The organism is Mesorhizobium sp. M0019, assembly GCF_040323975.1.
In the GTDB taxonomy this organism is placed as follows: domain Bacteria; phylum Pseudomonadota; class Alphaproteobacteria; order Rhizobiales; family Rhizobiaceae; genus Mesorhizobium.
The window spans coordinates 74,371-88,238 of record NZ_JAMYVK010000029.1 but is presented as its reverse complement, the minus strand read 5'-3'; the positions used below and the strand labels follow the sequence as shown (position 1 = coordinate 88,238).

At 65.9% G+C, this 13,868-nt stretch carries 14 protein-coding genes and 1 pseudogene; 8 read left to right on the top strand and 7 right to left on the bottom strand.

Annotated features, from left to right (window positions below; all coding sequences use genetic code 11):
• Window positions 1-496: 496 nt before the first annotated feature.
• Entirely contained in the window at window positions 497-1,738 is a 1,242-nt protein-coding gene (locus tag NKK47_RS21020) for an MFS transporter (protein WP_023678198.1), read from the top strand.
• Here NKK47_RS21020 and NKK47_RS21015 read toward each other — a convergent pair whose 3' ends face one another.
• The 6 genes from NKK47_RS21015 to hemC all read right to left on the bottom strand — a co-directional run bounded on the left by NKK47_RS21015 (window position 1,739) and on the right by hemC (window position 8,237).
• Complete coding sequence (locus NKK47_RS21015; protein ID WP_292657163.1) at window positions 1,739-2,455, bottom strand: glutamine amidotransferase; 717 nt, start codon at window positions 2,453-2,455, stop codon at window positions 1,739-1,741.
• 18 nt (window positions 2,456-2,473) lie between these two features.
• Window positions 2,474-2,953 (bottom strand): tellurite resistance TerB family protein, encoded by a 480-nt coding sequence (locus tag NKK47_RS21010; RefSeq protein WP_023678200.1) that lies wholly within the window; start codon window positions 2,951-2,953, stop codon window positions 2,474-2,476.
• 39 nt (window positions 2,954-2,992) lie between these two features.
• Window positions 2,993-4,600, bottom strand: coding sequence for a heme biosynthesis protein HemY (locus tag NKK47_RS21005; protein ID WP_352578132.1), 1,608 nt, complete (start codon window positions 4,598-4,600; stop codon window positions 2,993-2,995).
• Between the two features lie 8 nt (window positions 4,601-4,608).
• Window positions 4,609-6,099: a COG4223 family protein gene (locus NKK47_RS21000; RefSeq protein WP_352578131.1), complete on the bottom strand. Its 1,491-nt coding sequence runs from the start codon at window positions 6,097-6,099 to the stop codon at window positions 4,609-4,611.
• A gap of 502 nt (window positions 6,100-6,601) precedes the next feature.
• Window positions 6,602-7,309, bottom strand: coding sequence for a uroporphyrinogen-III synthase (locus NKK47_RS20995; RefSeq protein WP_352578130.1), 708 nt, complete (start codon window positions 7,307-7,309; stop codon window positions 6,602-6,604).
• Window position 7,310: 1 nt separating this feature from the next.
• Window positions 7,311-8,237 carry a hydroxymethylbilane synthase gene (gene hemC, locus NKK47_RS20990; RefSeq protein ID WP_352578129.1) on the bottom strand — a complete coding sequence of 309 codons (927 nt, stop codon included), beginning with the start codon at window positions 8,235-8,237 and terminating at the stop codon, window positions 7,311-7,313.
• A gap of 101 nt (window positions 8,238-8,338) precedes the next feature.
• Between hemC and tsaD the strand changes: the two genes are divergently transcribed.
• The 6 genes from tsaD (at window position 8,339) to NKK47_RS20960 (ending at window position 12,432) form a co-directional block, all read left to right on the top strand.
• Entirely contained in the window at window positions 8,339-9,424 is a 1,086-nt protein-coding gene (gene tsaD, locus NKK47_RS20985) for a tRNA (adenosine(37)-N6)-threonylcarbamoyltransferase complex transferase subunit TsaD (protein ID WP_352451325.1), read from the top strand.
• Window positions 9,421-10,431, top strand: a complete 1,011-nt coding sequence (locus NKK47_RS20980) for an NAD(P)H-dependent glycerol-3-phosphate dehydrogenase (RefSeq protein WP_352578128.1) — start codon at window positions 9,421-9,423, stop codon at window positions 10,429-10,431. The genes tsaD and NKK47_RS20980 overlap by 4 nt, the downstream gene beginning before the upstream one ends.
• Window positions 10,432-10,457: 26 nt before the next feature.
• The gene (locus tag NKK47_RS20975; RefSeq protein WP_352509118.1) at window positions 10,458-10,754 is read left to right on the top strand and encodes a YciI-like protein; all 297 of its coding nucleotides are present in this window, start codon (window positions 10,458-10,460) and stop codon (window positions 10,752-10,754) included.
• A 134-nt stretch (window positions 10,755-10,888) separates the two neighbouring features.
• Complete coding sequence (locus NKK47_RS20970) at window positions 10,889-11,314, top strand: EVE domain-containing protein (RefSeq protein ID WP_352456302.1); 426 nt, start codon at window positions 10,889-10,891, stop codon at window positions 11,312-11,314.
• A complete protein-coding gene (locus NKK47_RS20965) occupies window positions 11,311-11,967 on the top strand; it encodes a class I SAM-dependent methyltransferase (protein ID WP_352578135.1) in 657 nt (218 codons plus the stop codon). Before NKK47_RS20970 ends, NKK47_RS20965 begins: the two co-directional genes overlap by 4 nt.
• Before the next feature lie 48 nt (window positions 11,968-12,015).
• Complete coding sequence (locus NKK47_RS20960; RefSeq protein ID WP_023680475.1) at window positions 12,016-12,432, top strand: DUF1761 domain-containing protein; 417 nt, start codon at window positions 12,016-12,018, stop codon at window positions 12,430-12,432.
• Window positions 12,433-12,435: 3 nt separating this feature from the next.
• On the opposite strand, the pseudogene gcvA reads toward NKK47_RS20960, so the two are convergent.
• Window positions 12,436-13,357 (bottom strand): annotated as a pseudogene (gene gcvA / locus NKK47_RS20955) (transcriptional regulator GcvA).
• Between the two features lie 162 nt (window positions 13,358-13,519).
• Between gcvA and NKK47_RS20950 the strand changes: the two are divergent.
• Window positions 13,520-13,768: a hypothetical protein gene (locus tag NKK47_RS20950; protein WP_352578134.1), complete on the top strand. Its 249-nt coding sequence runs from the start codon at window positions 13,520-13,522 to the stop codon at window positions 13,766-13,768.
• Window positions 13,769-13,868: the final 100 nt, after the last annotated feature.

Below are 13,868 nucleotides of genomic sequence, written 5' to 3'. Positions count from 1 at the left end.
TCACGTCTGCGACCCACCAAGACGGCGCAAAAACCAATCCGCCGCAGCAAGGATAGCTGCCATGCCCTAAGTTAGCGCTTATGGGACAGCGCCCCCCTCTGTCCTGCCGGACATCTCCCCCTCAAGGGGGGAGATCAGCTGCCTCGCCGATGGCGCTACTCTTTAAACGTACAAATCTTTGAACGTACAAATTGCCTTCGAAGCCGGAGACTGGCGAAGGACGTCGCGACGTCCGATCTCCCCCCTTGAGGGGGAGATGTCCGGCAGGACAGAGGGGGGCGCGAAGGAACTCGACCTGCGCGCCAAATAACCCTCTCCATCTCCGCCGAGCGTGGTTGCCGCCTGCAATTGGTATGGCAGCCTGAAAAAAGCTGGAGCCAGGCCGGATTTTTGCGCGCGCCTCCGGCCGAACTGCGCTAAAGGCTCTTTTGGCCGGACCAGCGCCCATCGTGGAAGTGCCCCGCCGGCCGACATCGCCGCCACGGGGCCTTATTCCATGACCACAGAATCCCAAGTACCATCCGACCAGCGCTATGCCGCCTTTCGCCACCGGCCGTTCCTGAGCTACTGGGCGGCGCGCTTCCTCTCGACATTCTCCACCCAGATCGTGTCGGTCGCCGTCGGCTGGCAGATCTACGATCTCACCCGCGACCCGTTCGACCTCGGCCTTGTCGGCATCGTCCAGTTCCTGCCTTCGCTGCTGCTGGTGCTGGTCACCGGCGACGTTGCCGATCGTTTCGGGCGCCGGCTGATCATGGCGCTGGCGGTGCTGGTCGAGGCGGGCTGCGCCTTGGCCCTGCTGCTGCTGACGCTACGCGGCCTCTCCGGGCCGATGCCGGTCTTCATCGTGCTCGCCATGTTCGGCATCGCGCGCGCCTTCTTCGGGCCGGCCTCCTCATCGCTGTTCGCCAATCTGGTGCCGCCCGAGGATTTCGCCAACGCCATCGCCTGGAACTCGTCCGCCTGGCAGACGGCAACCATCGTCGGGCCGGTCGCCGGCGGCCTGCTCTACGGGCTTTCAGCCGAAGCCGCGTACACCACCGCCGCCGTGCTGATGCTGGTTGCCGCCGTGCTGATCTTCACCATCCCTAAGCCTGCCCAGCGCAGCCGGACCGACAGGCCGACGGTACAGACCCTGTTCGCCGGCTTCGGCTATATCTGGAGCGAAAAGATCGTGCTCGGCGCGATTTCGCTCGATCTGTTTGCGGTGCTCCTGTCCGGCGCCTCGGCGCTGCTGCCGGTCTACGCGCGCGATATCCTCGAACTCGGCCCATGGGGGCTCGGCCTGTTGCGCTCGGCGCCCGGCGTCGGCGCCATCTGCGTCGCCATCTGGCTGGCCGGACACCCGATCCGCAACCATGCCGGCCTTGTCATGCTCGGCTTCGTCGCGCTGTTCGGCGCGTTCACGGTTCTGTTCGGCCTCTCGACCATCACCTGGCTGTCGATTGCGGCCCTTGCGCTGCTCGGCGCCACCGACATGTTCAGCGTCTATATCCGCGAGACGCTGATCCAGCTGTGGACGCCGGACGACGTTCGCGGCCGCGTCAACGCTGTCAACCAGGTGTTTGTCGGCGCTTCCAATGAGCTCGGCGAATTCCGCGCCGGTACCATGGCGGCGTTGATCGGCACGGTTCCGGCCGTGGTGGTCGGGGGTGTCGGGGCGATCGCTGTTGCCGGCCTGTGGGCGGTGCTGTTCCCGCAGCTGCGCAAGGTGCGTCATCTCAGGGGGCGAAACTGATTACCGCAGCGCCGGCTTGCCGAAAATCATCGGCAGGAACTCGCCGAGCCAGCGCTTGAGGTGCATGTCCCAGATCAGCCGGCCGCCGAGATGGTCGCGACCGGGCTGCGCGCCGGGCAGTTCGAAGCGGTGCGCGCCGCGCACCACCCAGCGCTGCATCATCGCCCGGGTCAATTCGCCATGGAACTGAATGCCCCAGGCATTGTCGCCATAGCGGAAGGCCTGGTTGGGATAGGTTTCGGCCGTCGCCAAAAGCGTCGCGTCCTTCGGCAGCGAAAAGCCTTCGCGATGGAACTGATAGACCATCTCCGGCCAATGCATCAGCCTGCTGCCCGCTTCGGTCGCCTTCAGCGGATACCAGCCGATTTCGACGAGGCCCTCGCCATGGCCCTCGACCCTGCCGCCGAGATGCTTGACCAGCATTTGCGCGCCGAGGCAGATGCCAAGCAGCGGCCGGTTCTCGTTGAGCGGAATTTTGAGCCAGTCGGTCTCGCGGCGGACGAACTCGTCGCCGTCATTGGCGCTCATCGGCCCGCCGAACACCACGGCGCCGGCATGGCCATCCAGCGTCTGCGGCAAGGCCTCGCCGAGCGGCGGTCGGCGGATGTCGAGATCGAAGCCTTCCTCGATAAGCATATGGCCGACCCGTCCGGGGCTCGAATGCTCCTGATGCAGCACGATCAGGATCTTTGGTCTCGGACTTGGCTTGGGCGGCATTGGAAGGCGGGATCCTGTCTATTCGTCGCTTGAGGTTCCGGCAGCACCAGGAGCCGCGGCGGCCGCCTTGAGGCGCGCCTCGACACGGTCGCGACGTTCGACGCCGATCAGCTCGGCGACCCGCCACACGGTATTGTCCTCGAGCTCGTGCAGCTCGCCATCGGCATAGACGATCTCCCACATCAGGCCGATGAAGGCCTTTCGCGCCTCGGCGTCGAGATGGCGCTTGAGCACGCTGGTGAAAGCGTAGAGGTCGATCGCCTCATTGTCGGCCCGCTCGCCGGCAGCCGCCAATGCGTCGAGTTCGTCGCCGCTGATCGAGTAGCTTTCCGCCAGCACCTTCTTGAACCGTTCCCATTCGGTATCCTGGCGCACCCCGTCGGCGTTCATCACGTGGAAAAGCAGGGCGGACGCGGCAATGCGCGGATCGTCGGCGCTGGGGCTGGCGCCACCACCGGACGGCAGATCCCTTAGAAACGACAAAACGCGTTCGAACATCAAATCATTCCCAATAAGCCCGGGTCCACTCGACCCTGATCAGAACAAACGAAACCGGCGCGTCGATTTATCCGCCGCGTCGTCTGGATCGACGCCGGGGTCGTCGGGCAGCCGCGTCAGCTCCTGCGCCGGCTCGACGGCCTCGGCATCTTCCGGCACTTGGGCAAACGCCGCCGCGGTGATTGGTGTCACATGATCCTCGCCGGCACGGTCGTCCGTCTTCTCCTCGGTCGCTGTGCCCGGTGTCTCCGCCGTGTGCTCGATCGTCCCGGCTCTTTCCTGTACCGGCCTGGCTGGAGCCGCGATGGCCGGCACCGGCGCCTCCGGCGTATCCTCATGACCGTCGATCAACTGTCCGAGCCGCTCCATCGGCGCCCGCCATTCGAATGCGTCGAGCCTGCCGGTGATCGGCGATATCGGAGCCCAGCGCTCGGAGACGACGCCGTCGGCGACCCAGGCCGGGTCGCGCGGCGCTCTCACCGCTTTCGACAGCAACTGCCGCACCTTGCCCTGGTCGGCGGTTTCGGCCTCCTCGATATCGGCCAGCAGCAGATAGGCGCCTTCGCGGCGATCGATGCGGATGGCGGCTTCAGCCTCCCGACGGGCGGTTGAAAACTCCTGGGCATCGAGCGCGGCGCGCGCCACGGCCAGCGAGGCCTCGGCATGGTTCTTCTTCAGTTCCTGCAGCTTCTTTGCCCGGTTCAGCCGGTCGAGCACGGCATCGCCCGGCCTGGCATGAATGTAGAGTTCGGCGATCTCCGGATGGGGCTCGGCCTTCCACGCCGCCTCGAGGATTTTCGAGCCCTTGCGCACGTCGTTCTGCCGAAACAGCAATTTCGCCGCGACGACCGCCGCCGGCGCGAAATCCGGCCGCAGCCGGTTGCCTTCCAGAGCCGCCGTCCGGGCGGCATTAGCATCGCTGTCGATCAGCGCCTGCGCCTTGGCGGTAAGCAGCACGGCGCGGCGCCGGTTGGCGGCGTCACGCTCGATCTGCCGGGTCGACTTCTGGGCGTCGACCAGTTTCAGCGCGCCATCCCAGTCGCCGCGTCCGGTCAGGTCTTCCAGCGTCGATTCGGCCGCCCAGGCCAGTTGCGGCGCCACCGCCGCGGCACGGCCGGCATAGTGGCGGGCTGCGTTGCGGTCGCCGAGCCGCTCGGCCTCGAGATAAAGCCCGCGCAGGCCGAGCAGCCGCATTTCGGGATCATCGAGCATGGTCTCGAACTTTTCGCGGGCGCCTTCATGGTCGCCTTCGAGCAGCGAGGCCTGCGCGTCGAGCAGCTGGATCAGTGGCTCCTGATCGGAGCGGATCAGCTTTGCCGCTTCCTTGGTCTTCTTGCGGGCGAGCGCGCCGTCACCGGCGCCGGCGGCGATCATCCCGGTCGACAGCGCCTGGTAGCCGCGGTCGCGGCGACGCACGCGGAAATAGCGCGAGATCGTATAGGGGCTGTTCCACAGCGCCTTGACCAGCCACCAGACGATCATCACCGCGGCAACCACGGCAACGACCGCCACCGCCGCGACCATCAGGCTGACCTGGTATTGATAGCCGTTGAAGGTGACGAGCATTTCGCCCGGCCGGTCGGCCAGCCAGGCGAAGCCGAGCCCGAGCGCAAAGACGGCGGCAAGGAAGGCGAGGATGCGGATCATTGGGTTCCTCACGCCTTCATCGCGCCGGCGATGAGCGAATCGATCTGCGTCTCGACCTCCATCCGCGCTTTCAGCTTGCCGGCAAAGTCGGCGCCGGCGGCCTTGGCCGCCTCAGGCAGGGTTTCGTATTCGCTGAGCGCCTTGGCGTAGTCGCCCTGGTTGACCGCGACCTCCATGCGCGCGACGGTTTCCGGAACGCCGGTGCCTTCGACGGCGCCGATCGGCCTGACCTTGACCAGCGATTCGGCGCTGGACAGCAGCTTCTGCAGGATGCCGGCATTCTGGTCGATGGGCGTCGCGGCAGCGACCATCGCGTTGGCGGCGCCGTCCGCTTCGGCGGCGATCTCGGAGCGCATCGGGACGCCCTTTTCGGCATAGGTGCGCAACGTCGCGATCTCGGGTGCATCGGGTGAGATCGCGGCAAAGGTTTCGAGCTCGGCGGCGAACGGTGCACCGCGGTCGAGCGCTGCCTTGAGCGCCGAAGCGGCAATGGCCAGTGCGATCTTCGGCTGCGAAGCCTGTGCATCGACCTTGCCCGAGATCTGTGAAACCGACTGTTCCAGGGCCGCAAGCCGGCTGTCCTGCGCCTTTGTCGTCTCGCCGGCCGATTTCACCAGCGCATCGAGCGCGGCCAGCCTTTCGTTGAGCGGGCCGAGATCGACCGGCGCCGTACCGCCGGCCTTGCCGAGGGCCGCAACCGCCGTCTCGATCTGCCTTACCTTGTCGCCAAGTGCTGCCAGGCCGGCATTGTCGCCGGAACCGCCTTGCTCGACCGCCGACTTCAACGTCGCAACGTCCGCCCAGACCTGATCCAGCGCCGACGACAGCCCGTCCACCTTGGCCGATGCGTCATTGTTGGCGCCCGCCTGTCTGAGGTCCGCGACCTCGCGTTTCAGCGAAACGATCTCACCATTGACCGCGTCGAGCGACACGCCGCCCGACCCCGGCGCACCGAGCAGGCCGGCAAATTGCAGCCCGCCGGCCGCGGCGAGGGCGATGACGCCGCCGATAATACCGGCGGCGATGCCGTTGATGCCGCTTCGCTTCGGCAGCGCTGCCATATGGTCGTCCCTCGTCTCAGCTGTCTTCTCGCCGGAACCTGGGATCCCCGGTTCGTTGGCCCCGGTTCCGCTGGATGCATCTTCGAAACTGTAGTCGGAAACCGTGGAGCGCCCGGCCGGCGCATCCGAACCGGCGGGATAAGGGGTTTCCGCTTCCCTGGCAGAATCGACGCCGGCATCCGCCGGCTCTTGCGTGCCGGCCGGCGCGGCTGCGTCGGCATGTTCCCATGGCTCGAGATCGGTCTGGTCCGCATGCACCGGCTCTTCAGGTGGCTCCGGCTGCGAGGCGTTCGCCGCTTCCTCGGCCCGCGCCTCGTCGGTCTGCGAGGTCACGGCATCCTGTTCGTCGGCGACTCGCGAGACGGCGCCAGGCTCAAGCTCGATGGTCACCGGCTCACGGCGGCTCTTGGAATGCCGCATCTTCGGCGTCTTGACCATGCTCGGGCTCCGCAAAATTCGCTTCGGGATGGTTTGAAGGGTCTAGCACATCACCAAGCGGTGAAAAGGGGCGGCGTGATGACGCCACGGCCTGGAGTTCAGTTTTGGCAAAACGCCGCAGGGCCGAATCCACGTTTCAAGCCAAGGCCCATGCTCGGCACACAAAAAACCCGCCTCGGCGGGCGGGTCGTTGGAGCCAATTAGCACCATAACTAGATTAGTAGCATAGCTGCCGGCACAAAGCAAGAACAAAATGTGCCCGAGCGCAGTCATCCACGTTGGCACTGCCCCTCATCACCCTGCCGGTCACTTCTCCCCGTATAGTGACGGGGAGAAGGGCTCTCACGAGTCCAGACGCTTCTTCTGCAACGCTGGAGGTTGGCGAAATCCTCGGCGAAGGCACCCTCTCCCCGTCACTATACGGGGAGACGATGCCGGCAGGCAGGTGAGGGGCGGCGCCAACCTTTGGAACAAGCTGGCACAGAGCAGCGGCGGATGCCGGTCAGCGCGACGCCTGCAAAAGTCCCAGCAGCGCGTCCTCGCTGGGCTCAGGCGCAATCCGGATCTCGGCGACATCGCCCAAGGCCGCGGCGATGCGCCCCGATAATCCGAAAAAGCGCGTTTTTTCAAAAACACCGCGCAGCACCGGCCGGCTAGCCAGGGCCTGCATAGCGGTGGCCGCCTTGGCCGAATAGAGCAGCACCGCCTCGACCGGCCGGGCGGACAGGCGCGCAAGAACGGCCTCGTCGGAGTAATCCAGGACAACGGTGTCGTAGCTCTCGACGGCGCGGACCTGAACGCCCGACGCCAACAGCCCTTCCTCGAAGTCGGGAAATCGCACCCGCCCGCAGAGATAGACGATCGTCTGCCCCGCGTAACCGCCAGCAAGCGCATCGGCCAGCGCCTCGGCATTGCCGGGGCCTTCGCTGACCGACAGAAACCCGGCAGCGCGGGCGGCTTCCGCCGTCTTCCTGCCGACGGCGTGGCACGGCAAGCCGGCGAGCGCCGCGATGACCTCTTTCGGCGCATGGCGAACGGCATTGGCGCTGGTGACCGCGACCGCCGCGGCGTCAGCGGGCGCGCCGGCATCGACCGGCAGCGCCACGGTTCCGGTCAATGGCAGCAGGATCGGCTGAAAGCCGGCATCCGCAAGCCGGCGCCCCGTGCGCGACGCGCCCGGTTCGGGCCTCGTCACAAGGACGCGGAGCATGTCAGGTCCAGCCATCGAAGAATGTTTCGCCGGCCTTGGCCCGAACGGTCGCCGCGGCTTCCGCGCCAATGCGCGCCGCCTCCTGCGCCGGCCCTTGCAGCCTGACTTCATGCGACTGCGTGCCATCGGGCGAGATGATCAGCCCGGCAAAGGAAACCGTTCCGCCCGATATCGTCGCATGTCCGGCGATCGGCGTGCGGCAGGACCCGTCGAGCGCCGCCAGGAAGGCGCGCTCGCAGGCCAGCGCCTCGCCGGTCGGCCCGTCGTGGATCGCTGCCAGCATCTGTTCCACGTCGAGGTCTCCGATGCGGCTTTCGATGCAGATCGCGCCTTGCCCCGGCGCCGGCGGAAAGACCTCGAGCGGCATCAGGTCGGTGACGACGTCTTCGAGCCCGAGCCGCTTCAGCCCGGCATAGGCGAGGATGGTGCCGTCGGCGATGCCGTCTTCGAGCTTGCGCAGCCGCGTCTGCACATTGCCGCGAAACATCACCACTTCGACGTCCGGCCGCATCCGCCGGATCAGCGCCTGGCGCCGCAGCGACGACGAACCGACCCTGGCGCCTTGCGGCAGGCCGGCAATCGTTCGCGCCGCCTTGCCGATGAAGGCATCGCGCGCGTCCTCGCGCGGCAGGAACGCGGACAGTTCCAGCCCCTCGGGCAACAGCGTCGGCATGTCCTTCGACGAATGCACGGCGATGTCGATGCGGCGCGCCAGCAGCGCCTCCTCGATCTCCTTGGTGAACAGGCCCTTGCCGCCGGCTTCCGACAGCGGCCGGTCCTGGATGCGGTCGCCGCTGGTCGAGATGACGACCACCTCGAAAGCTTCCGCCGGCATGCCATGCGCCGCCATCAGTCGCGCCTGCGTTTCATGCGCCTGCGCCAGCGCCAGCGGGCTGCCGCGTGTTCCGATTTTCAAGGTTGTTTGCATGACGCGCCGTCCGTGATAACCCCCGGCAGGTTTTCGGGTTTTCTCCTATCGGGGAAAGGCCGACAGTACAATCTGTACGATTTTTGGACAGCGACGAATTGATCCGCGTTCTGGGCATTGAGACGAGTTGCGACGAGACCGCCGCCAGCGTGGTGGCGCTGGACGGTCGCAGCACGCCGCAAATCCTGTCGAACATCGTGCTCAGCCAGATCGAGGAGCATGCCGCTTTCGGCGGCGTCGTGCCGGAGATCGCCGCGCGCGCCCATGTCGAGGCGCTCGACGGCATCATCGAGGCAGCGCTCGCCGATTCCGGCGTCGACCTCGCCGATATCGATGCGATTGCCGCCACCGCCGGTCCCGGTCTTGTCGGCGGGCTGATCGTCGGCCTGATGACGGCCAAAGCAATCGCCGCGGCAGCAAAAAAACCGCTGATCGCCATCAACCATCTCGAAGGCCACGCGCTGACGGCCAGATTGACCGACGGGCTCGACTTTCCCTACCTCTTGCTGTTGGTCTCCGGCGGCCATACCCAGATCGTCGCCGTACGCGGCGTCGGCGACTACCAGCGCTGGGCAACGACCATCGATGACGCGCTTGGCGAGGCCTTCGACAAGACGGCCAAGATGCTCGGCCTGCCCTATCCGGGCGGACCGAATGTCGAGAAGGCGGCGGCAACCGGTGACGCGACGCGTTTCGCCTTTCCGCGCCCGATGAAGGGCTCTGTGCAGCCCGATTTTTCCTTCTCCGGCCTCAAGACCGCGGTCCGCCAGGCAGCCACCGCGATCGCCCCGCTGAGCGACCAGGATGTTGCCGATATCTGCGCCTCGTTCCAGGCGGCGGTGGCGGATGCGCTGGGCGACCGTGTTGCGCGGGCGCTGACCCGGTTCCGTCAGCAATTCCCGGACAAGGCCGAGCCTGCATTGGTTGTCGCCGGCGGCGTGGCCGCCAATCGGACCATCAAGGCGACATTGCAGGGCCTGTGCGAGCAGGCCGGGTTCAGCTTCGTCGCGCCGCCGCTTAACCTCTGCACCGACAATGCGGCGATGATCGCCTGGGCCGGCATCGAGCGCTTGCGCGCCGGCATATCAGGTGAAAACGCCGCCGATTTCGTGCCGCGCTCGCGCTGGCCGCTGGACAGCGTCTCGGCCCCGATGGTCGGCTCGGGCCGGCGTGGGGCCAAGGCATGACCGGCAGCGAGCACAAGGCGCCAAGCGGCTGGCGCGTCGCCGTGCTCGGCGGCGGCGCCTGGGGCACGGCGCTGGCGCTGGCCACGCTGCGCGCCGGTCATTTCGTCCGCCTCTATGCGCGCGACCCGGAGACCGTCGCGGCGGTCGACCGTGGCGAAAATCCGCGCTATCTGCCGGGCATCGCGCTCGATCCCGGCATCGTGGCGACGAGCGACATCGAGGCGGCGCTCGACGGTGCCGACTGCGTTCTGGCGGTAGCGCCGGCGCAATCGTTGCGGATTATGCTGACGGCCGCGTCCAGCCATATGCCGAAAGGCGTCCCGCTGGTCCTCTGCGCCAAGGGCATCGAGCGCGACACCGGCGCGCTGCTATCGTCCATCACCGAGGAAATACTGCCGGCAAATCCGGTCGCCGCTTTGTCCGGCCCAAGCTTTGCCACCGACGTCGCCAGGGGCCTGCCGACGGCCGTCGTGGTCGCCGCCCGCGACGAGGCTCTGGCCACCGACCTTGCCGCCCGCTTTTCGGCGGAAAATCTGCGCTGTTATTCGAGCGACGATCTAATCGGCGTCGAGATCGGCGGCGCGCTGAAGAACGTCTTTGCCATTGCCGCGGGTGCCGTCACCGGCGCCGGGCTCGGTGCCAGCGCCCAGGCGGCGATGGTGACGCGCGGCTTCGTCGAATTGCGCCGCATCGGCGCCGCCTTTGGCGCCAGGCCGGAGACGCTGATGGGGCTTTCCGGCCTCGGCGACCTGCTGCTCACCTGCTCGTCCGCGCAGTCGCGCAATTTCGCCTATGGGCTGGCGCTGGGGCAAGGCAAGCCGCTTGCCGGCCTGCCTTTGGCCGAAGGCGTGCCGACGGCGGCAATCGCCGCCCGCATCGCCGGCGAGCGCCGGATCGACGCGCCGATCATCGCCGCCGTCGCCGCCATACTGGACGGCACCATAACCATAGACCAGGCTGTGTCGGCGTTGATGACAAGGCCACTCAAGACCGAAACCGACATGTAATCGCGAACGATTGCGGAGATGGAAAGATGCTGTTTGCGTTGATTTGCAAGGACAAGCCAGGAAGGCTGCAGGTGCGGCTCGATACGCGGCCCAAGCACCTTGCCTTCCTGGAAGGGCTGAACGGCGACAAGAAATTGGCCTTCGCCGGCCCGTTCCTCGACGCCGACGGCAAGCCGAACGGCACTCTCGCCGTTGTCGAGGCGCCCGATCTGGCTGCGGCAAAAGCCCTGTCGGCGGCCGATCCCTATACCAAGGCAGGGCTGTTCGAAAGCGTCGAAATCCGGCAGTGGAACTGGAGCTTCAACAAGCCGGCGGATATCTGATGCATGTCGCGCAAAAGTGTGCAGCGGTTTTGTGATAACGACATGCATACAACAAGAACCTAAAGCGCGTCGCATGAGGCCGGTCGAACGCGACGCGCTTTTAGTCGCGGCGGCACCTGAGGAGGAGCAACACAATGAACTACTGGCTGTTCAAATCCGAACCTTCGGTCTTCTCCTTCGAGGACCTCAAGGCCAAGGGCAAGGCCGGCACGCAATGGGACGGCGTGCGCAATTATGCGGCGCGCAACAACATGAAGGCGATGCAGATCGGCGATCTCGGCTTCTTCTACCATTCCAATGACGGGCTGGACATCGTCGGCATCGCCGAAGTCTGCGCTCTGGCCCATCAGGACAGCACCACCGACGATCCCCGCTGGGAGTGCGTCGATATCCGCGCCTTCAAGGCCATGCCGAAGCCGGTGACGCTGGAGCAAGCCAAGGCCAATCAAAAGCTGGCCGACATGGCGCTGGTGCGGCTCGGGCGGCTGTCTGTGCAGCCGGTGACGCCGGCCGAATGGCAAGAGGTTTGCCGCATGGGCGGCCTGACGCCGGCGCCATGACGGCGCTGACGCCGGACAGCGCCAGGAAATTCATCCTCGACAACACGGCGCTGATGGCGCCGCCGCATGTGCCGGAGATCCGCCTGCACCTGGCCGACGAGGCGCACGAACTGTGGCGGCGGACCGAGGACGAGCTGACCGAAATCGGCCTGCCGCCGCCCTTCTGGGCGTTTGCCTGGGCCGGCGGCCAAGGCCTTGCCCGCTACATCCTCGACAATCCGGCGGCGGTGCGCGGCAAGTGCGTGCTGGACTTCGCCTCCGGCTCCGGCCTTGTCGCCATTGCCGCGGTGAAGGCCGGAGCTGCCGAGGTGATCGCCGCCGATATCGACCCATTCTGCGCGACCGCGATCCGCCTCAATGCCGAGGCAAATGGGACCGAGATAAAATTCCTCATAGGCGACTGCATCGGCAGCGATGCCGGCTGGGACTTGGTGCTGGCCGGCGACGTCTTCTACGACAAAACTTTCGCCGACAGGCTGATGCCGTGGTTCGTCGCGCTGAAGGCGCGCGGCGGCGACATTCTCGTCGGCGATCCCGGCCGTTCCTATCTGCCGAAGACCGGGCTGGAGCCGCTTGCCGTCTATGAAGTGGCGGTGACCCGGGCGCTGGAGGACGCCGAGGTCAAGCGCACCACCGTCTGGCGCCTTGCTTGACGGCATCGGCGAACAGGCGTTCCATCGCGCAATCGACCGGAGGGAACCATGGATTTTTCAGCAATCAATTGGCTGGCGGTAATCGTTGCTGCCGTCGTGGCGTGGCTGTTCGGCGCGGCCTGGTACATGGGCTTGAGCAAGCCGTGGCTGAAGGCCGCCAAGCTTGATCCGGCGACGATGAGCAAATCGATGCTACCCTTCGTCGTCTCCTTCATCGCGGAGCTCGTCATGGCGCTGGTCATGTCGCTGATCATCGGCGCCGTGACCGGCGGCGAGCCGAGCCTGCTTGCCGGGGTGATCTTCGGCTTCGTTCTCTGGCTGGGGTTCGTCGCCACCACGCTTTCGGTCAACCATCGCTACGAAGGTTTCGGCTGGGATCTGACGCTCATCGATGTTGGTCACTGGCTTGGCGTGCTGCTTCTCATCGGCGCGGTGATCGGCTGGTTCGGCGCGGCGGCGGGCTGACCGTCAGGTCGGGGTCCTGGCGATTTCCTCGAGGAGCCAATCGCGAAAGGCGACGATGCGCGCATCGTTCGCCGCGGTCTCCGGATAGACCAGGAAATAGGCGAATTCGGGCGCGACCTTGATGCCGAGTTCGAACGGCCGGATCAGCCTACCTTCCGAAAGGTCGTTTGCCACCATGGCGAAATCGGCGAGCGCGACCGCGTTGCCGTCGAGCGCGGCCTGGACGGCATCGGTCGAATTGCCGAACACGATGGTCCGGCTGTCGTCGAAATCGTCGACGCCCGCCGCCGCCATCCACATGCTCCAGTTCGGCCAGGTGACGCCCTGGCGCGACCACTCGATATGGGCCAGCGTGTGATGAAACAGGTCGCGCGGCTCTTTCAGCCGCGGCCCCCCCCGCAGCAAGGCCGGGCTGCAGACGGGGATGATGACGTTTTCGAACAGCCGGTGCGAGCGAAGCCCCGGATATTTGCCGGTGCCGAAACGGATGCCGAGATCGACGTCGTCGCGATCGAAGTCGCGCACCTCGTAACTGATGTCGAAACGCAGCTCGATTGCCGGATGCTGCTTGCGAAAATCGTCGACGCGCCGCATCAGCCACTTCGTCGCGAATTGCGCATCGAGGGTGACCTTCAGCAGCGCCGATCCGCGCGCCGTCTTCTGCGCCCGTGAGACGGCCCGGCCAAGCAGGTCGAGCGCATCGGTCGAAGCTTCGAACAGCACCGCGCCCGCCTCGGTCAGCCGGATCGTGCGGCTGGTGCGTGTGAACAGCACGATGCCGAGCTGATCCTCGATTTTCCTTGATCTGATGGCTGACCGCTGCCGGCGTCAGGCCGAGCTCGTCGGCGGCGCGGGTGAAATTGAGGTGCCGCGCCGCTGCCTCCAGCGTCCGCAGCGCACGGGTTCCAGGCAGCAGGCGCGCCATCAATGCCAGACGAGGAGGGTTCGGTCGAGCATTCCAATCCTCAAACAAAACTTGAAGATGCAGAAAAAACTACTCGTTTCCCGTTTGAATTTCAATCCGCCATGCTCTGAGCATCGAAGAAACATCAAACCGGATTTGATGTCCGGAGAAGCGGATTGCACCATGTCTGACATCGCCTTGCGCTCTGGAATCCTCCGCCCGGCCTGGCTGCGCGCCATGCTTGACTGGCTTCGGCATGCAAAAATCGCGGTCAATCTTCCCTACGAGAATGTCGAGGATCTCTCCGATCGCCAGCTGCGCGACATCGGCGGCGAACGCAAGGACATCGCACGCGCCATGGACCGCGAACTCGGCCGGCTCGGCCTTCTCGACATCGGTTGGCAGAGGCCGAGGAAGCGGATAGGGCAGTAGTGAATGGTGAATGGTGAATGGTGAATGGTGAATGGTGAATGGGAAGCTAGGCGGTGCGCCTGCACATGTCCCTATCGATCGCTTCTCACCACTCACTATT

What these genes read in the sequence shown, in the direction of transcription:
- NKK47_RS20975 (WP_352509118.1), top strand. Translation starts at nt 10,458, where the DNA reads ATGCTGTTTGCGTTGATTTGCAAGGACAAGCCAGGAAGGCTGCAGGTG.
- NKK47_RS20970 (WP_352456302.1), top strand. Translation starts at nt 10,889, where the DNA reads ATGAACTACTGGCTGTTCAAATCCGAACCTTCGGTCTTCTCCTTCGAG.
- hemC (WP_352578129.1), bottom strand. Translation starts at nt 8,237, where the DNA reads ATGCAAACAACCTTGAAAATCGGAACACGCGGCAGCCCGCTGGCGCTG.
- NKK47_RS21000 (WP_352578131.1), bottom strand. Translation starts at nt 6,099, where the DNA reads ATGGTCAAGACGCCGAAGATGCGGCATTCCAAGAGCCGCCGTGAGCCG.
- NKK47_RS21015 (WP_292657163.1), bottom strand. Translation starts at nt 2,455, where the DNA reads ATGCCGCCCAAGCCAAGTCCGAGACCAAAGATCCTGATCGTGCTGCAT.
- NKK47_RS20960 (WP_023680475.1), top strand. Translation starts at nt 12,016, where the DNA reads ATGGATTTTTCAGCAATCAATTGGCTGGCGGTAATCGTTGCTGCCGTC.
- NKK47_RS20950 (WP_352578134.1), top strand. Translation starts at nt 13,520, where the DNA reads ATGTCTGACATCGCCTTGCGCTCTGGAATCCTCCGCCCGGCCTGGCTG.
- NKK47_RS20980 (WP_352578128.1), top strand. Translation starts at nt 9,421, where the DNA reads ATGACCGGCAGCGAGCACAAGGCGCCAAGCGGCTGGCGCGTCGCCGTG.
- NKK47_RS21020 (WP_023678198.1), top strand. Translation starts at nt 497, where the DNA reads ATGACCACAGAATCCCAAGTACCATCCGACCAGCGCTATGCCGCCTTT.
- NKK47_RS21010 (WP_023678200.1), bottom strand. Translation starts at nt 2,953, where the DNA reads ATGTTCGAACGCGTTTTGTCGTTTCTAAGGGATCTGCCGTCCGGTGGT.
- NKK47_RS21005 (WP_352578132.1), bottom strand. Translation starts at nt 4,600, where the DNA reads ATGATCCGCATCCTCGCCTTCCTTGCCGCCGTCTTTGCGCTCGGGCTC.
- NKK47_RS20965 (WP_352578135.1), top strand. Translation starts at nt 11,311, where the DNA reads ATGACGGCGCTGACGCCGGACAGCGCCAGGAAATTCATCCTCGACAAC.
- NKK47_RS20995 (WP_352578130.1), bottom strand. Translation starts at nt 7,309, where the DNA reads ATGCTCCGCGTCCTTGTGACGAGGCCCGAACCGGGCGCGTCGCGCACG.